This is a genomic window from Candidatus Nomurabacteria bacterium, from assembly GCA_020631975.1.
Taxonomy (GTDB): domain Bacteria; phylum Patescibacteriota; class Saccharimonadia; order Saccharimonadales; family CAIOMD01; genus JACKGO01.
Genome location: JACKGO010000001.1, coordinates 289,553 through 309,325, shown reverse-complemented (window position 1 = coordinate 309,325; position 19,773 = coordinate 289,553). Strand labels below are relative to the sequence as shown.

General features: G+C 42.4%; 31 protein-coding genes. 29 read left to right on the top strand and 2 right to left on the bottom strand.

Annotated elements, in window-relative coordinates:
• Positions 1–10: 10 nt before the first annotated feature.
• The 7 genes from rpsL to H6795_01690 all read left to right on the top strand — a co-directional run bounded on the left by rpsL (position 11) and on the right by H6795_01690 (position 6,572).
• Complete coding sequence (gene rpsL, locus H6795_01720; protein ID MCB9817239.1) at positions 11–424, top strand: 30S ribosomal protein S12; 414 nt, start codon at positions 11–13, stop codon at positions 422–424.
• Positions 425–573: 149 nt separating this feature from the next.
• Positions 574–1,053: a 30S ribosomal protein S7 gene (gene rpsG / locus H6795_01715; protein ID MCB9817238.1), complete on the top strand. Its 480-nt coding sequence runs from the start codon at positions 574–576 to the stop codon at positions 1,051–1,053.
• 178 nt (positions 1,054–1,231) lie between these two features.
• A complete protein-coding gene (gene fusA / locus H6795_01710) occupies positions 1,232–3,319 on the top strand; it encodes an elongation factor G (protein ID MCB9817237.1) in 2,088 nt (695 codons plus the stop codon).
• A gap of 19 nt (positions 3,320–3,338) precedes the next feature.
• Positions 3,339–3,563 carry a hypothetical protein gene (locus H6795_01705; GenBank protein MCB9817236.1) on the top strand — a complete coding sequence of 75 codons (225 nt, stop codon included), beginning with the start codon at positions 3,339–3,341 and terminating at the stop codon, positions 3,561–3,563.
• A 166-nt stretch (positions 3,564–3,729) separates the two neighbouring features.
• Entirely contained in the window at positions 3,730–4,911 is a 1,182-nt protein-coding gene (gene tuf / locus H6795_01700) for an elongation factor Tu (GenBank protein ID MCB9817235.1), read from the top strand.
• Between the two features lie 179 nt (positions 4,912–5,090).
• Positions 5,091–5,405: a 30S ribosomal protein S10 gene (gene rpsJ / locus H6795_01695; GenBank protein ID MCB9817234.1), complete on the top strand. Its 315-nt coding sequence runs from the start codon at positions 5,091–5,093 to the stop codon at positions 5,403–5,405.
• Positions 5,406–5,525: 120 nt separating this feature from the next.
• Complete coding sequence (locus H6795_01690; protein MCB9817233.1) at positions 5,526–6,572, top strand: hypothetical protein; 1,047 nt, start codon at positions 5,526–5,528, stop codon at positions 6,570–6,572.
• A gap of 126 nt (positions 6,573–6,698) precedes the next feature.
• Here the strand turns inward: H6795_01690 and H6795_01685 are convergent, their stop codons facing one another.
• A complete protein-coding gene (locus H6795_01685) occupies positions 6,699–6,962 on the bottom strand; it encodes a rhodanese-like domain-containing protein (protein MCB9817232.1) in 264 nt (87 codons plus the stop codon).
• Positions 6,963–7,031: 69 nt separating this feature from the next.
• Between H6795_01685 and H6795_01680 the strand changes: the two genes are divergently transcribed.
• A complete protein-coding gene (locus tag H6795_01680) occupies positions 7,032–8,237 on the top strand; it encodes a Glu/Leu/Phe/Val dehydrogenase (protein ID MCB9817231.1) in 1,206 nt (401 codons plus the stop codon).
• Positions 8,238–8,462: 225 nt separating this feature from the next.
• On the opposite strand, the gene H6795_01675 is transcribed toward H6795_01680, so the two are convergent.
• Positions 8,463–8,612: a zinc-finger domain-containing protein gene (locus H6795_01675; GenBank protein ID MCB9817230.1), complete on the bottom strand. Its 150-nt coding sequence runs from the start codon at positions 8,610–8,612 to the stop codon at positions 8,463–8,465.
• A gap of 6 nt (positions 8,613–8,618) precedes the next feature.
• On the opposite strand from H6795_01675, the gene H6795_01670 reads away from it, so the two are divergent.
• The 21 genes from H6795_01670 to rpsE all read left to right on the top strand — a co-directional run bounded on the left by H6795_01670 (position 8,619) and on the right by rpsE (position 19,767).
• The gene (locus tag H6795_01670) at positions 8,619–9,461 is read left to right on the top strand and encodes a hypothetical protein (GenBank protein MCB9817229.1); all 843 of its coding nucleotides are present in this window, start codon (positions 8,619–8,621) and stop codon (positions 9,459–9,461) included.
• Positions 9,462–9,494: 33 nt separating this feature from the next.
• The gene (locus H6795_01665; GenBank protein ID MCB9817228.1) at positions 9,495–9,767 is read left to right on the top strand and encodes a hypothetical protein; all 273 of its coding nucleotides are present in this window, start codon (positions 9,495–9,497) and stop codon (positions 9,765–9,767) included.
• Positions 9,768–9,866: 99 nt separating this feature from the next.
• Entirely contained in the window at positions 9,867–11,456 is a 1,590-nt protein-coding gene (locus H6795_01660) for a CTP synthase (GenBank protein ID MCB9817227.1), read from the top strand.
• Between the two features lie 245 nt (positions 11,457–11,701).
• Complete coding sequence (gene rplC / locus H6795_01655; GenBank protein ID MCB9817226.1) at positions 11,702–12,313, top strand: 50S ribosomal protein L3; 612 nt, start codon at positions 11,702–11,704, stop codon at positions 12,311–12,313.
• Entirely contained in the window at positions 12,313–12,951 is a 639-nt protein-coding gene (gene rplD / locus H6795_01650) for a 50S ribosomal protein L4 (GenBank protein MCB9817225.1), read from the top strand. Before rplC ends, rplD begins: the two co-directional genes overlap by 1 nt.
• On the top strand, positions 12,951–13,259 hold the full coding sequence (locus H6795_01645; GenBank protein MCB9817224.1) for a 50S ribosomal protein L23: 309 nt from the start codon (positions 12,951–12,953) through the stop codon (positions 13,257–13,259). The genes rplD and H6795_01645 overlap by 1 nt, the downstream gene beginning before the upstream one ends.
• Positions 13,259–14,098: a 50S ribosomal protein L2 gene (gene rplB, locus H6795_01640; protein MCB9817223.1), complete on the top strand. Its 840-nt coding sequence runs from the start codon at positions 13,259–13,261 to the stop codon at positions 14,096–14,098. The genes H6795_01645 and rplB overlap by 1 nt, the downstream gene beginning before the upstream one ends.
• A gap of 3 nt (positions 14,099–14,101) precedes the next feature.
• Positions 14,102–14,371, top strand: coding sequence for a 30S ribosomal protein S19 (gene rpsS, locus H6795_01635; GenBank protein ID MCB9817222.1), 270 nt, complete (start codon positions 14,102–14,104; stop codon positions 14,369–14,371).
• A gap of 10 nt (positions 14,372–14,381) precedes the next feature.
• Complete coding sequence (gene rplV, locus H6795_01630; protein ID MCB9817221.1) at positions 14,382–14,768, top strand: 50S ribosomal protein L22; 387 nt, start codon at positions 14,382–14,384, stop codon at positions 14,766–14,768.
• On the top strand, positions 14,768–15,397 hold the full coding sequence (rpsC, locus tag H6795_01625) for a 30S ribosomal protein S3 (GenBank protein ID MCB9817220.1): 630 nt from the start codon (positions 14,768–14,770) through the stop codon (positions 15,395–15,397). The genes rplV and rpsC overlap by 1 nt, the downstream gene beginning before the upstream one ends.
• Positions 15,397–15,813 (top strand): 50S ribosomal protein L16, encoded by a 417-nt coding sequence (rplP, locus tag H6795_01620; GenBank protein ID MCB9817219.1) that lies wholly within the window; start codon positions 15,397–15,399, stop codon positions 15,811–15,813. The genes rpsC and rplP overlap by 1 nt, the downstream gene beginning before the upstream one ends.
• 4 nt (positions 15,814–15,817) lie before the next feature.
• Positions 15,818–16,078, top strand: coding sequence for a 50S ribosomal protein L29 (gene rpmC / locus H6795_01615; protein ID MCB9817218.1), 261 nt, complete (start codon positions 15,818–15,820; stop codon positions 16,076–16,078).
• Positions 16,079–16,357, top strand: a complete 279-nt coding sequence (rpsQ, locus tag H6795_01610) for a 30S ribosomal protein S17 (GenBank protein ID MCB9817217.1) — start codon at positions 16,079–16,081, stop codon at positions 16,355–16,357.
• A gap of 2 nt (positions 16,358–16,359) precedes the next feature.
• Positions 16,360–16,728, top strand: coding sequence for a 50S ribosomal protein L14 (gene rplN / locus H6795_01605; protein MCB9817216.1), 369 nt, complete (start codon positions 16,360–16,362; stop codon positions 16,726–16,728).
• 17 nt (positions 16,729–16,745) lie between these two features.
• Positions 16,746–17,057 (top strand): 50S ribosomal protein L24, encoded by a 312-nt coding sequence (gene rplX / locus H6795_01600; GenBank protein ID MCB9817215.1) that lies wholly within the window; start codon positions 16,746–16,748, stop codon positions 17,055–17,057.
• Positions 17,057–17,635 carry a 50S ribosomal protein L5 gene (gene rplE / locus H6795_01595; protein ID MCB9817214.1) on the top strand — a complete coding sequence of 193 codons (579 nt, stop codon included), beginning with the start codon at positions 17,057–17,059 and terminating at the stop codon, positions 17,633–17,635. Before rplX ends, rplE begins: the two co-directional genes overlap by 1 nt.
• Positions 17,636–17,637: 2 nt before the next feature.
• Positions 17,638–17,907, top strand: a complete 270-nt coding sequence (gene rpsN, locus H6795_01590; GenBank protein MCB9817213.1) for a 30S ribosomal protein S14 — start codon at positions 17,638–17,640, stop codon at positions 17,905–17,907.
• A 17-nt stretch (positions 17,908–17,924) separates the two neighbouring features.
• Positions 17,925–18,320 carry a 30S ribosomal protein S8 gene (gene rpsH, locus H6795_01585; GenBank protein MCB9817212.1) on the top strand — a complete coding sequence of 132 codons (396 nt, stop codon included), beginning with the start codon at positions 17,925–17,927 and terminating at the stop codon, positions 18,318–18,320.
• Positions 18,321–18,335: 15 nt separating this feature from the next.
• A complete protein-coding gene (rplF, locus tag H6795_01580) occupies positions 18,336–18,872 on the top strand; it encodes a 50S ribosomal protein L6 (GenBank protein ID MCB9817211.1) in 537 nt (178 codons plus the stop codon).
• A gap of 2 nt (positions 18,873–18,874) precedes the next feature.
• A complete protein-coding gene (locus H6795_01575; protein ID MCB9817210.1) occupies positions 18,875–19,228 on the top strand; it encodes a 50S ribosomal protein L18 in 354 nt (117 codons plus the stop codon).
• A gap of 2 nt (positions 19,229–19,230) precedes the next feature.
• A complete protein-coding gene (gene rpsE, locus H6795_01570) occupies positions 19,231–19,767 on the top strand; it encodes a 30S ribosomal protein S5 (GenBank protein MCB9817209.1) in 537 nt (178 codons plus the stop codon).
• Positions 19,768–19,773: the final 6 nt, after the last annotated feature.

Sequence of the window (19,773 nt, the reverse complement as noted above, 5' to 3'; positions counted from 1 at the left end):
GGAATTTGTAATGCCAACAATTAATCAATTAGTAAGAAAATCACGCAAGTCTACAGGGACGAAAAGTAAATCTCCCGCTTTGCACCGCGTCAATAATAGCTTAAAGAATAAGACGTATGAAAAATCGGCACCCTTTAAGCGTGGCGTATGTGTTAAGGTAACCACCAAAACACCAAAAAAACCTAACTCGGCACTCCGAAAAGTAGCCCGTGTACGTTTAAATAATGGTCACGAAGTATGGGCCTACATTGGTGGTGAAGGACATAATTTACAAGAACACGCTGTTGTACTTATTCGTGGCGGTCGTGTGCCGGATCTACCCGGTGTACGCTACCATGTTGTTCGTGGCAGCCTTGACCTTCAAGGGGTGGCGAACCGTAAGCGTGGTCGTAGTAAATACGGCGCAAAAAAAGACGCTAAATAGTATTTATTGCAGCTGATAGTGGAGTAGCTACGAGCTACTCCATACATCTGCAATAAAGCAGGAGTAATTTTAATAATAAGTGGCTTTCGTAACCCCCCAGTTTGCACATATGTAAACGGGAGACGGAAGAGGAAAGGAACGGTTCTTAAATGCCACGAAAAAAGACGAAGAGTTTGGTGCGAGATATTGCTCCAGACAGAAAATATAATTCAGAGCGTGTGCAACGCCTTATCAATCGAATTATGCTCGATGGTAAGAAGCAAGTTGCAGAACGCATCGTATATGACGCAATGGATATTGCGGCAAAACGTTTAAAGCAAGACAATCAGCTAGAAGTACTAAATAAAGCATTAGATAATGTTAGACCAAGTGTAGAAACTCGCTCACGCCGCGTTGGTGGGGCAAACTACCAGATACCGTTTGAAGTACACGGCCAGCGTCAGAGCCATTTAACGCTTATGTGGTTTGTTGCAGCTGCCAGAGGACGCAAAGGAATGCCAATGGCTCAGCGAGTTGCAGCTGAAATTGTAGATGCATATAATAATACAGGCACAGCGGTGAAGAAAAAAGAAGATACTCATAAAATGGCAGAGTCTAACCGAGCATTTGCTCACTTTGCCCGTGGGTAAGTAACGTACAGGTAAACGTCTTGTAAAAAGGTGACTCATTAAAATACATGACGATGTCATCATAAAGCTCACTTTAGAGGCGCAAGATAGAATATCTAGATACGATGCAAATAGAACACCAAGTAATGTAGAAATAGAAGAAGTAGACTAATCATAATAGAACGAAGAAGGAATAATAATGGCAACCAAAAAAACTCCAATGGCTAAAATGCGTAACATCGGTATTATTGCGCACATTGATGCTGGAAAGACAACCACCACAGAAGGCATCCTGTATCGTACAGGGCTTAAACATAAAATTGGTGCAGTCCACGAAGGTGGCACTACTACCGACTGGATGGAACAAGAACGTGAGCGGGGCATAACAATTGTATCTGCAGCCGTGACGTGCTACTGGAAAGAACATCAGATTAATATCATTGATACGCCGGGTCATATTGATTTTACGGTAGAAGTTGAACGCAGTTTACGTGTGCTAGATGGCGCCGTTGTGGTATTTGACGGCAAAATGGGCGTAGAAAGTCAGTCTGAAACCGTATGGCGTCAAGCCGACAAATACAGCGTGCCTCGTATATGTTTTATCAATAAAATTAATCAAACAGGTGGTGATTTCTATAAGAGCCTAGAGTCAATTCATAACCGTCTTAGCAAGCGTGCATTTCCGATTCATCTCCCTATTGGTTTTGAACAGAAAATCAATGGCCTTGTAGACCTCGTAACCCTAAAAGCATATACCTATAAAGCATTTACCGATCACGAACTCGTTGAGTCAGACATACCAGCTGACATGCAAGAAAAAGTTGCTAAATATCGCAGCTTATTAATTGAAAACGCTGTCGCTGAAGATGAACCGATGCTAGAAAAATACCTCGAAGTCGGCGAAGAAGGTTTAACAGAAGCCGATATTAAACAGTCTATTCGCACAGCGACACTAAGTGGAAACTTTTTTGCCGTTACTGGCGGCGATGGCCGTGGTGTCATTGTAGAAAAAGTGCTAGATCTCGTTACTGATTTTCTACCAAGCCCAGAAGAACGTGGTTCAACGTGGGGTACAAATCCAAAAAATGACGAAGAAATTGAACGTAAACCATTAGAAAGCGAACCTTTTTCTGCATTGGCATTCAAAATTGCGACAGATCCTTTTGTAGGAAAACTCGCATACTTCAGGGTGTATTCGGGCAAAATAGAGTCAGGTAGTTATGTTTTTAATAGTTCCACAGGTAACAAAGAAAGAATTGGCCGTATTGTCCGTATGCAAGCAGATAAGCGCGAAGACGTCTCTGTTGTATATGCAGGTGATATTGCCGCTATTGTTGGCTTAAAAGGCACCACAACTGGTAATACATTATGTGACCCAGCACATCCTATAGTGCTGGAAAGCATTACCTTCCCAGAGCCTCCTGTCAGTATCGCTATTGAACCAGCTACCAAGGCAGACCAAGAAAAAATGAGTCTTGCCTTGCAACGACTCGCTGAAGAAGATCCAACTTTTAGAATTAAAGTAGACCACGAAACCGGCCAAACAATTATAAGTGGTATGGGCGAACTGCATTTAGAAATCATTGTAGATCGCATGAAACGAGAATTCAGTGTAGAAGCGAATATTGGTGCGCCACAAGTAGCCTATCGTGAAACAATACGTAAAGACGGGGTTGAAATACAGGGTAAATTCATTCGTCAAAGTGGCGGACGTGGGCAGTACGGTGACGTATGGTTACGTCTCAGCCAGAACGAAGCTGGCAAAGGCTTTGAGTTCATTAATAGTATCAAGGGTGGGGTTGTGCCAAGCGAATACATCCCTGCTGTTAAGGCCGGTATTATCGAAGCTATGGCTAATGGAGTTCTTGCAGGGTATCCTGTTGTAGACCTAAAGGCAGAACTCTACTATGGGAGCTATCACGATGTTGACTCAAGTGAGATGGCCTTTAAGATTGCAGGTTCAATGGCGCTGCAAGACGGGGTAAAGCTTGCGAAACCAGTGTTGCTCGAGCCTATTATGAAAGTTGTTGTGGTGGTCCCAGAAGAATATATGGGTGATGTTATTGGTGATCTTAACGCAAAGCGTGGCCGAATAGAATCTATGGAGGATTTGCAAGCTGGAATAAAAGAAATAACTTCATTTGTCCCCCTTGGGGAAATGTTTGGTTACACGACAAATCTAAGGTCTATGACAAAAGGTCGTGCTAGCTCAAGCATGGAACTTGACCATTATGCTGATGTACCAAACCACGTCACTGAAGCTATAATTGCAAAAGCAGGCAAGTAATCAACTTGTTAATTGCCAGATGGATAGCAAATTCACATTCATTGATGAATATGATGGTCCGCACACCCGGCTGTTAGCGTTAGATGTTAAAGCAATGGACTCATGGTCAGAGCGTATCGGCTACGCTACGGGTGTTTTGGCTGCCAAAACAGTTCTAGAAGCGATGAACCTTCAAGGCAAAGCGTTACGTTCGTTGGGTGCAGTAGCTCATAGAGCAGGCGTTCCACGGGGCAAATCTAGCTAAAATATTACGTAGGCGTAAGATTGCGTAAAAGCACAATCATAAAATAAAAAAACACCTTTACAACGAGGCTGTGTTTTCGGTACACTAGTAGGGTTATTGCGTGAGGCGTTGCCTCTTTATGGCGCAAAAAATGTATATAAATTAATCACTCTTAAAGGAGAAATGAATGGCAGATTTTGACAGAAGCAAGCCACACGTGAATGTTGGTACCATGGGTCACGTTGACCACGGAAAAACTTCACTAACCGCTGCTATCACTATGACACTCGCAAAGCGCTTGCCAAGCGATGTTAATAAAGCAGTAAATTATGATCAAATTGATAACGCACCAGAAGAGAAGCAGCGTGGTATTACCATTGCTACCTCTCACCAAGAATATGAGAGCGAAAAGCGTCACTATGCTCACGTAGACATGCCTGGTCACGCCGACTATGTTAAAAACATGATTACTGGTGCAGCTCAAATTGACGGAGCTATTTTGGTAGTGTCTGCGGCTGATGGCCCTATGCCTCAAACCCGTGAACACGTTCTTCTTGCTAAGCAAGTGGGAGTGCCTAAGATTCTCGTGTTTCTCAATAAAATGGACCTTGCAGATCCAGAACTCGTAGAGCTTGTAGAAATGGATGTTCGCGAGCTACTCGCTAAATATGATTTTGATGAAGATGCTCCGATTATCAAAGGTTCAGCAACCAAGGCTATCGAAGGCGATGCAGCGAATGAAGATGCCGTCATGGAACTGATTGCAGCTATGGATGATTACATTCCAGAGCCAGCTCGTGACCTTGACAAGCCGTTCATGATGGCTATAGAAGACGTCTTTTCAATCAAAGGTCGTGGTACCGTGGCTACCGGCCGTATCGAACAAGGTATTGTAAAAGTTAATGACGAAGTAGAAATTGTTGGTGTTAAACCAACTCAAAAGAGTGTTGTAACTGGTATAGAGATGTTTAAGAAGAGCCTTAACCAAGGCCAAGCTGGTGATAACGCTGGAATTTTGCTCCGTGGTATCGAGCGTGATGACATCGAGCGCGGTCAAGTGCTGTGTAAACCAGGTTCTATTACACCTCACACCGAATTCGATGCAGAGGTTTATATTCTTACAAAAGAAGAAGGTGGCCGACACACGCCGTTCTTTAAAGGCTACAAGCCACAGTTTTACTTTAGAACAACGGACGTAACAGGCGAAGTAGAATTGCCAGCTGACAAAGAAATGGTCATGCCAGGTGATACAGTAACCTTTAAAGTTACGCTTCTTGCACCTATTGCGATGGAGCAGGGTTTACGCTTTGCAATCCGCGAAGGTGGTCGCACGGTTGGTGCTGGTGTTGTAACCAAAATCAACAAATAGTAATTTGTACATATCTTAGTGCAACAAGAAAAGCCTCGCAAGAGGCTTTTTTTGATAATACAAGCAATTGTGTTATGATATATTAGTACATTAATTGTAGTGACTAAAAGTCTTAGTGCGTGCTCTTTCATAGCTTGCCAAAGATGTTACACTACGCATAGAAAGACAGGGTATTATTCATGGCAGAAACTCAACAGCGTATTCGCATACGACTCAAGGCGTATGATCATAAAGTCATTGATCAATCCGCTAAGCAAATAGTAGAAACAGCACTTCGTACCGGTGCTACCATAGCCGGCCCCATACCATTGCCGACACGAAAGACGGTGTATACTGTAGTGAAAAGTCCTCATGTTTACAAAAAAGGGCGCGAACAATTTGAGATGCGCGTTCATAAACGACTTATCGATATTACCAACCCGACACCGAAAACCATTGATTCATTAATGAATCTAAGTTTACCAGCAGGGTGTGACGCCGAAATTAAAATGTAATTTCGCTGAGTATTAAGATACAAATGCCGTAGACAAAAGTTTACGGCATTTTTATTACAAAATACATTTGAAATGCTTATGCTACCAAGGTTGTTTTCAACAGTGTATACTTTTTTATGTATGTTTAAAAGATTAAAAAAGCCAGCCGAAAAACCTGAGCAGCCTTTATATGATCGTCAGCCAGGTTTGTCACGACGCGATCTCCTCAAACGTTTAGCGTACACTGCTGTAGGTGTAGCAGTCGTGGGTCCCTATGTACAACGGATAGATAGCATTGCTATTCACGAACGATGGCCGGACGACGACTTTATGATTATTCCGTCAGAAGGTTCTGAGACTTTAGCAAAAGGTGGTGAAGAGTGGCTTGTATTTGGAGGCTTTGGTCAAAAGTATAGTGTGAATGCTGCCCAAGAATTATTTTCCGCTATTGGTCAGCGTCAGGCCGTGGCGTCTATTATGTATCCTAACCAAGGATTTACCATAGAAGAACTGGGTGCTTGCATAGAAAAATATGTACAAGCACGCCACATGAGTACGTTGAATATCGTTGGTGTTAGCATGGGGCTACCAACCGCCCTTATGGCGCTGACTACTTTACGAGCTGGTGCCAAGCCAACATCATTGCCTAAGATTAATTATCTTGCTGCATATTCATCGCCTGCAGACGTAAGAGACGCTATTGATGGTGATTTGGCACAGCTTGTATCAGACTTAGGTAAATATACTGATCACATGCCTGTTATACCACCCAAATTTATCTATAGTTTACTAGACGGCGACGGTGACGTTCAGAGATTTTTAAATATTCAGGACAATGCGCAGTGGGTGCAGCACGTACGCGATAGTATAAAGCAAACAATGAATGATTGTTCACCAGAGTTAGCTTTATCACAGATTAAAATTATCAGTGCTTTTAACGTAGAAGAACAATGGCAGTCGCTCCGCAATATTGTGTCACCTGGGAACACGAAATTTATATATTGTGCACCTTCAGGTGGGGATGACACTGTAGATAATACAAACGCCGCCAATAAATATCGTGATGCCCTAACACGTCTATCGGTACCTACCACAGTATTAGACACTGGGTTGAGTGGTCATGCCAACACCGTTGCATCTGCCCAAGTATTGGGACGCCTCGTCGCACATCAAACAACTATCCATTAACGCTTATCTAAAGCAGTGTTACAAGCTACGAGCCGGTGACTTGCTTTTAAATGAGCTGTTTATGCGTAGTGATTTAAAGGTGTTCTACCTACTAGAACATTAGCAGTGTGTACATCATAAGGTTTCTTATGATACGTAATGGGTAGTAACATAGTCTTGGTTAATACCGTTAATGATATTCGTGTAACCTTGTTGGGTTAATATCATAGCAGCTGTACGCGACCGACTCCCAGACCGACAATACAATATGAGCTCAGTATCTTTGGGTATACTGGCAAGTTTGGGTGAACCATCCATTAATTCTCTTGGTGGTATGTTAATGGCATCTGGCACATGGCCTGAAGCAAATTCAAATGGTTCTCTAACATCAATAATTATACGTTTTTGCATACCAATAAGTATATCAGTATCTTCACAATGCGAAAAAGACTTCAAATAAATGTAGTATAGTAAGTCGTAATGCACACAACGGTAACATATTTTTTACAAGAATCAGCAAAACGTTTAGGTCTAAGCGACCAACAACTAAACAAACTACTGACTCCCAATAAGGTTCATGAATTTACCATCACGCTCAACAATGGTAAGTGTTTTCAAGCCTATAGGTCACAGCACAATAATGATAGGGGTCCTTATAAAGGTGGAATACGTTTTCACCCAGACGTTACCCGCAGCGAAGTAGTAGCACTTAGTATCTTAATGAGTCTTAAGACAGCATTATTAGACTTACCGCTCGGGGGTGGTAAGGGCGGCATAGCTGTGGACCCAAAACAACTTACCGCACATGAACTAGAAGAACTATCCCGAAAATACGTAGCGTATCTTAGCCCGTATATTGGCCCGCAACAAGACATACCTGCACCAGATGTACAAACTAATTCACAAATTATTGACTGGATGACAGATGAATATCACAAAATAACTGGTGACACTTCAGGAGCTAGTTTTACGGGAAAGTCACTAAAAAAGGGTGGGAGCAATGGCAGAGAAGCTGCTACCGGTAGAGGCGGGTTTATTGTGGCTCAAACAATTATGCAATCTAATAATATTACAGATGTGAGCTATGGTCTGCAAGGTCTCGGCAATGTCGGAAGTTTTTTTGCCACAGAAGCAAGCACCCTGCAACCTCGCTGGCAACTACAAGCTGCATCTGACTCAAAAACAGCGATTTCTAGCAAAGATATTGATGCACAATCCTTAGTTGCATACAAAAAACACAACCAAAAGATAGCAGGTTTTCCAAATACTGTAGAACTTAGCAGTAACCAGCTAATACGTGGAGAGTACACGATGCTTGTTTTGGCGGCTTTAGGAAACGTTATCACCCCAGCCAACGCATCAGTTGTTAGAGCTCGGTTTATCATAGAATTAGCCAATGGTCCCGTTACAGATAAAGCTACAGATATACTTTTCCACCAAGGAACTGAAGTCGTACCTGATATACTCGCAAACGCTGGAGGGGTGGTAGTAAGCTACTATGAGTGGTTACAAAACATGCAAAAGAAACGTTGGACCCATGAAGATGTTAATACAAAGCTAGACGCTACGATGACACAAGCCACAGTAGATGTCTTAGATTATGCGAAGCTCACCAACACAACACTTAAGCAAGCAGCGTTTGACGTAGCCGTATGTAAGCTTCTAGATCTACCGCTACGTAAATAAAGACTAATAAAACACCTCAAATATGGTGGTATACTACACATAGTAGGGAGTTTAATATGTATGAATAAGCGTACTTCAATAATACTTGCAAGTATAGGGTTGTTAGTCATGAGTTTTATGGCCTATACATCTATAAACCACACAGTTTTTGCAGACGAACCAAAACAGTTTTCTCAGCCTACTACAAATATTTATGACAAGACAATATATCGCGTAAATCAACGTTTAGTTATGAACGATTTGGTGAATGGCGATCTTTATTGCGTAGCCGACAACGCAATTATTGATGCAGTAGTGAATGGTGATGTGATGTGCTTGGGTAATACGGTAACTCTTAAAGGTACTATCAATAATAATGCTCGCATTATTGCACAAAACATTGTGCTTGATGGCACTGTTGCAGGCAATGCTACCTTAATTGGTTCAGACATACGCATAAACAAAGACGCTGCCATAGCGGGTGATGCAACTGTTGTCGCCAACACACTACAGCTAAGTGGTACTGTTGGTCGTGATGTGACGATTCGCGCAAAAACAGTCAATATATCTGGCACTATCGATCGGGATGTCTATTCATACCATAGGACTATGACGATAACTGATTCTGCACAATTGGGTACGATAACATATTCTTCGCCACAGGCACTAGAAGTACCAGCAGGTACTGTTAGTGGTCAAATTAATCAAATAGCTACCAATGCACCAACGTATTTAAGTAGTCTCGCTACTGGTACCGTATTCTTAGCAGCTTTGTTGTATATAGCATGGTTTATATCGCTCATTATTACGGCTCTTGGGGTCGCATTCTTGTTCCCAAAATCTCTTGAAGACAGTGTTGTGTATGCAAAAAAACAACCATGGATAAGCGCTTTAGCAGGTGTTATGACAATTGTTGTTACACCTCTAGGCATTGCACTACTCCTTACAAGTATTGTTGGTATCCCGCTCGCTTTCATCGTAGGGTTTTTATTTGGAGCAGTGTTACTGTTAAGCTCTCCGTTTGTCGCCCACTTTTTAGGTAGTTTATTCTTTCCTTATCGCAGTCATCCAATACGATCACTTGTGGGAGCTGTGCTGCTACTTCTGCTGTATGTAATACCGGTTGTTAACATAATTGCATTTGTTGTGGCAACGATATTTGGAACAGGCCTCGTAGTACGTATCGCAACCGAACGCTACAGTATTGCTGCTAGTAGCTACAAAAAACGCCTGCAAAAAACCTAATACGCCACCACTCTATGATATAATTACTAGGCAATGGCCAAAACTAAAAATAAGCAAAAAACACCTATTGAACCAGATAGCGTATATTTTTTAAAACTGGTTCTATACTTTTTACTTGGCTGCCTTTGGATACAAGTCGGTGGCAGTAACGGGATTTCTATTCCTGTTGGCTTAGTCATAGGCATTGTATTTGCCAGCCATGATAATTTTCAGATAGATAGAAAAATAGAAATTGCTGTCTTACTCATAGCGACAGTGCTTAGCTTTATTGCACCAATAGGCTTCGTACTTACAGTGGGCAGCTAAAAAATACTTGCTTTTTTTGCTGGTGGTATCATAATTAAAGAAAACCCCTGAAAAAACATATATGTGTGAATAAAAAAGTTTGATACGAGGAGTGTTCTTATGGCAACGAGATATATTTTTGTTACTGGTGGTGTGCTAAGTGGCGTAGGCAAAGGAGTTACAGCCGCAAGTATCGGAGCAGTATTAAAAAGTCGTGGTTTACGTGTGAGTATCCAAAAATGCGACCCCTATTTTAATGTAGACGCCGGTACACTCAACCCCGCAGAACATGGTGAAGTATTTGTTACGAAAGATGGTGCAGAAACTGATCTCGACCTAGGCCACTATGAGCGTTTTCTAAATATTGAGCTTACTCAAAGAAGCTCAACGATGAGTGGTCGGATTTACCGCCAGGTAATCGAGGACGAACGAGCAGGCAAGTACTTAGGCAAGACTGTACAGATTATTCCCCACGTTACAAATGCCATGCAAGAAGCGATAATTGCTGCCGGCAAAGGCTACGACGTTCATATTGTTGAAGTAGGTGGTACTGTTGGCGATTACGAAAGTACAGCTTTTATTGAAGCGATACGTCAAATGCGCACACGTATTGGACCTGAAAATTGCATGTATGTACATGTAGTATATTTACCATTTATAGCCGCGAGTCAAGAAGTAAAAAGTAAGCCAGCTCAAAATGCGGTCCGTGACTTAAGAGAAGCTGGTATACATTGTGATTTACTCGTAGCCCGCGCAGACCATGATGTTCCACAAAGTGCCCTAAAAAAGTTAAGTTTATTTAGTGATATCGCGATTGATAAAGTAGTCCCTATGCCAACAGTAGATACCATATATGAAGTACCCCTTATATTAGAAAAACGAGGTGTCGGTGATATTGTCTGTCAACATTTAGGTTTGCCAAAAGCGACAACTAATCTTGACGATTGGGCGAAGCTGGTTAATCATATAAAAGATAAGAAAGCGCCAAAAGTGTCGGTGGCAATAGTTGCCAAATATCTTGACCATACAGATACATATACAAGTGTTGTAGAGGCGTTAAAAAGTGCTGCCTGGAACAGTAGCCACCAAGTATCTATTACATGGATAGATGCAGAAAAAATAACAAAAAACAACATTGCCAAATTACTTGACGGCATGAATGGCGTGGTTGTACCTGGTGGTTTTGGGTCACGGGGTATCGAAGGAAAAATTATAGCTGCTCAATATGCCCTTCAAAACAAACTGCCATATTTAGGGCTATGTCTAGGAATGCAAGTTGCCTGTATAGGAGCAGTACGTCTTAGTGGCACGCCCACAGCAAATTCAACCGAGTTTGACAGCGATACAGAGCATCCAGTAATAGATTTACTAGAATCGCAAAAAACACTCAGCGGTATGGGCGGGACTATGAGGTTAGGCAATTACACATGTAACCTTACCAAAGACAGTACTGTCTACAAGCTATACAATAAGTCTTCAATCCTAGAGCGACACCGTCACCGCTATGAGTTTAACCCTCTCTATCAAGCAAGTTTAGAACAACAGGGTGTACATATTGTGGGTAAAAACCCCGATACTGGTCTAACAGAAGTTATAGAAGCATCTAATCATCCATATTACGTTGCTACACAATACCACCCAGAGTTCAATAGTCGTCCGCTTAAACCCCATCCGTTATTTTTGGGTTTTATACGTGCCTGTTTGACATAAGTAGCCATGCACATGCTCATGCACGTCCGTGTAACCATTTGGTAATATATATTTGTTTTATAAATAACCCTTTGACTTATCTGTAATAATTTGATAGAATTTGATGGTATATAAAAACAGCTCCTTGGTGAAATGGTAAGTTGAGCGCACTATTTGCCTCAAAACTACCAATACTACCAAGCATTTTTATGCCCTATACACGGTAGTGTGCTATTGAGGTGAGCGTAAATAATTTAAGGAGTACTATGAAAGCACTCATTACAAGGAAAGTTGGCATGACGAGTATCATTGCTGACAATGGTGCATTAACACCAGTTACCTTGCTTTCCGCTAGTCCCTGTGTGGTGACACAGGTCAAAACCGCAGAAACCGACGGTTATACTGCAGTGCAGCTCGGCTTTGAAGAAGCCAAGAAGATCGGCAAAGCCCAAGCCGGTCATTTTAAGCAATCGGGCATCACCCCTAAGGTAGTGCGTGAATTTCGCATAGACGAAATAAGTGATGATATTACCGTAGGATCAAAAATCAGTGCAGATGCATTTACTGTTGGTGACACAGTTCATGCAACTGGTACCAGTAAAGGCAAAGGTTTTGCTGGCACTATTAAACGACATAATTTTAAACGTGGGCGTAAAACCCACGGTGGACAAAGTTATCGTCGCCCAGGATCTATAGGATCTATGTATCCTCAGAAAATTTTTAAAGGGAAACGAATGGCTGGCCAAATGGGCCACGAACAAGTTACAGTTCGTAACTTACATGTTGCTCTTGTAGATACCGAACACAATGTTATTGGCATTGTTGGTGCGGTCCCAGGGCCACGTAAGGGTATTGTTATCCTGAAAGGAGCAAACTAATGGCCGTATCTTCATATAGTGCGAGCGGCACCAAGTCAACGACTGCTGTAAAGCTCAATAAGGATATATTTGCGATAGAAGTCGCTAACCACGAATTGCTTAAGCAAGCGTATATTACGTATAAGGCGAATGGGCGCTTGAATCTTGCCAAGACACTTAAAAAGGGCGAAGTAAGCGGTGGTGGTAAGAAGCCATGGGCTCAAAAAGGAACAGGCAACGCCAGAACCGGTTCAATACGAAACCCTATTTGGCGTGGCGGTGGAATTACCTTTGGCCCTAGTGGCAAAGAAAACTACACCATGAAGCTAAATGCCAGTGCACGCAAATTATCTTTGCGACAAGCACTGAGCCTCGCAGTGAAAAATAAACCGGTGTGCGTTATTGAAGACTTTGTTGTCAAGAGCGGAAAAACCAAAGACGCAGCCACGTTATTAGATAAACTCGGTGCATCTGCCCAAGCGCTCGTTGTTATAGAGTCTGCCACACCAAAGACAATTCAGGCGTGCGCTAACATCAATACCATTTCACTTGTCAAGGCAAGTAATCTATCAGTTGTAGATGTCCTAGATGCACGGAATATTGTTATGACTAAAGCTGCACTTGCTGTGATAGATCAACGTCTAGGAGGTACCAAATAATGAATTTAGTTATTACTCCACGTGTCAGCGAAAAAGCATACGGACAAGCTAGTGCGCTCAATACCTATGTTTTTGTTGTACCTCTAGGTGCTAACAAAATAGCAGTAAAACGTGCAATTGAAACCGAATATAGCGTTGATGTGATAGATGTTAACATAGCACGTATTTCTGGTAAGACTAAGAAAAGTTACCGCAAAGGCGGCCGTACTATAGTTGGCACACGTTCAGATACGAAGAAAGCATATGTACGAATAAAAGACGGTCAAACCATTCCTGTGTTTGCCGCCCAGGAAGAGGAGAAAAACTAATGGCCATAAAAGTACTGAAGCCAAATACTCCTGGCCAAAGAGGCATGACTACCCAGGATTTCGATGAAATTACGACAAAAAAGCCTGTAAAGAGTTTACTTACAATACAAAAAGGGTCGGTTGGACGCAATAACCAAGGTCGTATTACTACACGGCATCGTGGTGGAGGAGTTCGCCGTTACTACCGTCATATAAACTTTAATCTCCCTGTTGGCACAAAGGCCACTGTTGAAGAAATAGAATACGACCCAAACCGTAGTGCCCGGATAGCTCGCTTAAAAGACCACAAAGGATCATACCACTACATTATTGCTGCTCAAGGACTTAAAAAGGGTGACACAGTTGTTTCTGATGAAGATGCCGCTGTAGCTACCGCTAACAGATTACCACTGAAGAGTATTCCTACAGGTAGCACGATCTATGCAATAGAATTGCAAGTTGGCCGTGGAGCACAACTTGTTCGTAGCGCCGGTAATGGTGCTCAGCTGCTTGCAAAAGAAGGTGAATACGCCCAAGTAAAACTTCCAAGTGGTGAAGTCCGTAAAATACATATTAATTGCAGTGCACATATCGGCAATGTTGGTAATGTACAGCATCAAAATGTCAAAATCGGTAAAGCTGGGCGCAATCGTCGCAAGGGCATTCGCCCTAGTGTTCGCGGTGTTGTAATGAATGCTGTAGATCACCCTCACGGTGGTGGTGATGGTGGGCGTCATCGTATGGGCAAAGCCCCACGAACACCATGGGGTCAAAAAACTCTTGGTTTTAAAACCCGTAGCCGTAAAGCATCTAATTCATTTATAGTTAAAAGTCGTCATCAGGCGAAGAGGAGAGGTTAGTCAATGAGTCGTTCATTAAAGAAAGGACCATTTGTAGATCCTAAGCTTGCTAAGAAAGTGGCGGCTTTAGGCTCAGAAGATCGCACCATTATTAAAACGTGGGCTAGATCTTCGACAGTTTCACCAGACTTTGTCGGTAAAACAATTGCAGTACACAACGGTCGAGTGCATGTACCTGTATTCATAACAGAAAATATGGTTGGACATAAGCTAGGCGAATTTGCCCCAACTCGTAAGTTCCGCAGCCATGGCGGTAAATTGGCAAAGAAGTAGGAGTATCACTATGAATGTACAAGCAGTCGCAAAAGGTGTTCGTATGAGTCCCCGCAAAGTCGGAGTTGTAGCCGCTTTAGTACGCGGTCGCACAGTTGCAGATGCGATGGTTATTTTGGACCATACTCCTCGCCGTTCAGCCGATCCGGTATATAAAGCCGTAGCAAGTGCTAAAGCTAACGCAGAACATAATCATAATCTTAAACCCGATACTCTTAAAATAGTAGAGATTAGCGTATCGCCAGGACCACGCCTAAAACGATATCGACCTGCAGCAAGGGGACGGGCTTTACCATTCCAGCGTCGAACGAGTCATATTCGTGTTGTCGTAACTGGTGATGAGCGAGTTGCAAAAAAGACAGCTGCCAAGCCAGCTACCAAAAAGGAGGCTAAGTAATGGGCCAAAAAGTTAATCCAATTAGTATGCGCCTTCAGGTCAATAAAAACTGGCGTAGTAAATGGTTCGCACCAAAACGCGAATATGCTCATTATCTTGCACAAGATCTTGCAGTGCGCAGATATGTAGCAAAAAAGTTTACTAATCGTAGCGCTATTAACACGGTAGATATAGAGCGCTCACCTAATCTCGTTACTGTTACTATTCAAACAGCAAAAGCTGGTGTTGTTATTGGCCGCGGAGGTGCAGGTGCACAAGAACTCAAGGCCGAATTTGAACGCATATTTGGCACGACAGTGCGAGTAAATATAGAAGAACTTAAAAAACCCGAACTTTACGCTAAATTAGTCGCAGAAAACATTGCGAATCAGCTCGAGCGACGAATTGCTTTTCGGCGAGCTATGAAAAGCTCTGCAGCTGCCACTATGCGAGCAGGGGCGAAAGGCGTGCGTATTGAAGTAGCTGGTCGTCTTAATGGTGCAGAAATGTCACGCCGTGAAAAACTTATTAACGGCAGTGTGCCACTTCACACACTACGCGCAGACATCGACTATGGATATGAACGAGCACATACACCGGCTGGAATTATTGGCGTTAAGGTGTGGATATATAAAGGGGAGGCCAAGTAATGTTACTTCCTAAGAAAATGAAGCACCGCAAAGAATTTAAGGGCAAAATACGCGGTCATGCGACAAGAGGTAATTATATTGCCCACGGTGACTATGCGATTCAATCTTTAGGTCATGATCGAATTACCAGCCGACAAATTGAATCTGCTCGTCAAGCGATGACCCGTTATATCAAACGTGGTGGAAAAATTTGGATACGTATATTCCCACAAACACCCGTTACACGTAAACCGCAAGACGTAAAAATGGGTAGCGGTAAAGGTTCACCAGAATTTTTTGCAGCTAAAGTTAAGCCCGGTACAGTTTTATTTGAAATGCAAGGCGTAACAGAAGAGACAGCACGTGAAGCTATGCGTTTAGCGGCTCACAAACTTCCTGTCAAGACCAAATTTATAATACGTGGAGAGGAGTCTTAATCGTATGGCAGACAAGAAAGCTACAAAAAAAGTACCATCAAAAGCAGCCAAGAAAGACACGAAAGATACTCTCAAAAAGGTAGATTTTAAAAAAATGAGTGAAGCAGAGCTGTCAAAAGCGATTGAAGCGCTTCGTGAAGATCTTGTAACACTTAAACGTGGCACTGTTATGGGTGAAGTACAAAATGTACACGCTTATGGCGACCGCCGCAAAGAGCTGGCACGTGCATTGACTGCGCGAAACACCGCAAGGGAGGTTAAGTAAATGGCTCACACAATTACAGGTCGTGTTAGTTCCGACAAAACCGACAAAACAATTGTCGTGAGTGTCGTAACACGCAAGACACATCCAATCTATAAAAAGCAGTATTCTGTGACGACTAAGTTTATGGCACACGATGAAGATAACCAAGCAAAAGAAGGCGACCTTGTTTCTATCACTGAGCATCGTCCTATTTCTAAGCGTAAGCGATGGACTCTGGTGAGTGTTCTAGAAACTGCACAAACAAAGCATATCGAACCAGAAGTTCAGGAGGAAGCGTAGTTATGATTCAGCAAGAATCACGCCTTGGTGTCTGCGACAATAGTGGTGCAAAAGAAATTTTGTGCATCCGTGTTCTGGGTGGTACCAGACGACGCTACGCCCGAGTTGGCGACGTAATAGTAGCAACAGTCAAACAAGCAGCACCAAACGGAAATGTAAAGAAAAAAAGTGTCGTCCGGGCTGTTATTGTACGTACAACCAATGTCATACGACGCGCCGATGGTTCAACCATCCGCTTTGATGATAATGCAGCTGTTATTATTGATGACGATAAGCAACCCAAAGCAACACGCATATTCGGGCCAGTTCCACGCGAATTACGTGAACAAGGCTATGCGAAAATTATCAGTCTTGCACCGGAGGTCCTCTAATGACACAACTCTATAAAATCAGATTAAAAAAAGGCGACACAGTCGTTGTGCGCTCAGGCAAATACAAAGGGCAAACTGGTAAGGTACTTGCAACTCACCCAGCAGAGAATAAAGTTACTGTAGAGGGCATCAATATTGTAAAGAAACATGTTAAACCGAACAATAAATACCCTCAAGGCGGTATCATAGAGCTCACAAAGGCAATAGACGTATCCAAGGTTGGTATTCAAGATCCAACAACCAAAAAAGCTTCACGAATTGCCTATAGCTTTGATAAATCAGGCAAGAAAACCCGCATATATGCCTCATCCAAGAAGGAGGTGAAGTAATGGTTAAGACAAAACAACCTACCAACGCACGTCTAAAGGTCCAATATAATACGACATACCGTGCAGAACTACGTACAGAACTTGGTTTATCTAATATAAATCAGGTTCCTAAGCTAGAAAAAATTGTTGTAAATGTCGGCTTGGGTCGCGCTAAAGATGATAAAAAGCTGATGGAAGTAGCAACCAACACACTTATCCGCATTACCGGACAAAAACCTATTCAAACAACTGCTAAAAAGAGTATCGCTAGCTTTAAGCTACGCGAAGGTAACAAAATAGGACTAAAAGTCACGTTACGCGGCGAAATGATGTATGAGTTTCTTGATCGTGTTGTCAATATTGTGTTACCACGGTTACGGGACTTTCATGGTGTTTCTGCAGGAGCATTTGATAAAACAGGAAATTACAGCCTCGGTATAAAAGATCAATCGGTCTTTCCAGAATTAAATTTCGAAGAAACAACGACCATACATGGACTACAAATCAATTTTGTCTTTAGTAATGTAACATCTGTAAATCAAAGTAAGGCATTGCTCGCTAAATTCGGCATGCCGTTCGAGAAAGAAAGGAAAGCGTAAATATGGCAAAGAAATCAATTGTTTTACGTGATCAAAAACGACAGGCAATGCATGCTAAATACGCTGCAAAACGAGCTGAGCTTAAGAAACTAGGTGATTACGAAGGACTCCATAGATTACCACGAAACAGTAGTCCAACACGCCTTAAGAATCGCTGTAGCGAGACCGGTCGTCCTCGTGCCTATATGCGCCAATTTGGCTTATCTAGATTAAGTTTTAGAGAGCACGCAAGCAAGGGAGAAATCCCAGGTGTAACTAAATCAAGCTGGTAAGGAAAGGAGAAGAATAAATGGTATCAACAGACCCAATCGCAGATATGCTTACACGTATTCGGAACGCAGTAGCAGTTAACAAACATCAAATTCTCGTTCCTTTTAGCAAGGTTAAAGTTACGGTTCTTGATGTTCTTAAGCAAAGTAACTTCATTTCTAGCTACGAAATCATTGGTGAAGGTATAGAAAAACATATCGTGGTGCAAATAAACGAACCAAATACTAATTCACGCATTACGGCAATTGAGCGAATAAGTAAACCTGGCCGTCGTGTCTATTCATCTGTTTCAGAAATTCCTAAGGTTAAATATGGTCGTGGTATCGTCGTGGTATCAACGAGCAAAGGTATTATGACAGGTATAGAAGCAAAAAAAGCTGGCTTAGGTGGCGAATTAATCTGTAGAGTATATTAATTAATCGGAGGCGATATGAGTCGAGTAGGAAAACTACCCATACAAATACCCAGCGGTGTGACAATCACTGTCGACGATGCTGCCATTACGGTCAATGGACCAAAAGGCACGTTATCTCAGTTTACAGTCCCTGGTATATCAGTAGAACAAAATAATGGCGAAATATTAGTGAAGCGCGAAAATGATTTAGCAGAGAATAGGGCTCGTCATGGCCTTATGCGGTCATTAATACACAATATGGTTGTTGGCGTTACACAAGGTTTTAGTAAAAAGCTAGAAATAAATGGCGTTGGTTATCGTGCGAACATGGAAGGCGCTAAATTAAAAATGCAACTCGGATTTAGCCACGATATATACTATACAGCACCACAAGGTGTCCAGTTAGCTGTGGAACAAAATACTATTACGGTAAGCGGCATTAGCAAGCAGCAAGTAGGCCAAGCCGCAGCAGAAATTAGAGCGTTTAAAAAGCCAGAACCATACAAGGGCAAAGGCATTAAATATAGTGATGAACGCATTTTACGTAAGAGCGGAAAGTCAGGAAAGGACTAATTATGACTCATACTATTCAAAAGTCTAAAAACCTTGCGTTACGTAAAGCTCGTGTACGATCAGTTGTCCACGGTACCGCAGACCGTCCGCGCTTAACGGTAACAATAAGTAATACTCATGTTAGTGCTCAAATTATAGACGATGACGCACAAAAAACGCTCGTCGCAGCAACTACAGTAGGGACAACCCAAAAAGGAACCATGACTGACAAAGCAGTATACATAGGAACAACTATTGGAAAAGCAGCCAAAAAGGCTAAAATTACGAAACTTGCTTTTGACAGAAACGGCAAACAATATCATGGACGTATTAAAGCCCTCGCGGATGCTGTACGTGCAGAAGGGTTGGAGTTTTAATTATGAATAATACAGCAACAAAACCACGCAGAGACACACGTGGACCAAGAGAACAAGAAGAAAAGCAATTTGAAGAGCGTGTAGTAAGTATTGACCGCGTTGCTCGAGTCGTTAAAGGCGGAAGACGATTTCGTTTTCGAGCACTCGTTGTCATTGGTGATAAAAAGGGACAAGTAGGCATAGGTATAGCAAAGGGAGCAGATGTACAAGCAGCTGTTTCAAAAGCGGTCGACATGGCTAAGAAACGACTCGTTACGGTGCCGATATTTAATGGCACATTACCACACGAAGCACAGGCAAAGGTTGCTGGCGCAAATATATTTGTTAAGCCAGCCAGCCCAGGTACCGGACTTATTGCAGGTGGTGTAGTACGTACTGTCTTAGAGATAGCAGGCTATAGCAATGCTTTGTCTAAGTCGCTTGGATCGTCAAATAAAATCAATTCCGCTTATGCAACAATTGCCGCCTTACAATCTATTTCACCAAGCAGTGAATGGGTTGTCCAGCCTGTGGCAAAAAAGCCAAAAGCAGGAAAGTAGGAGAAT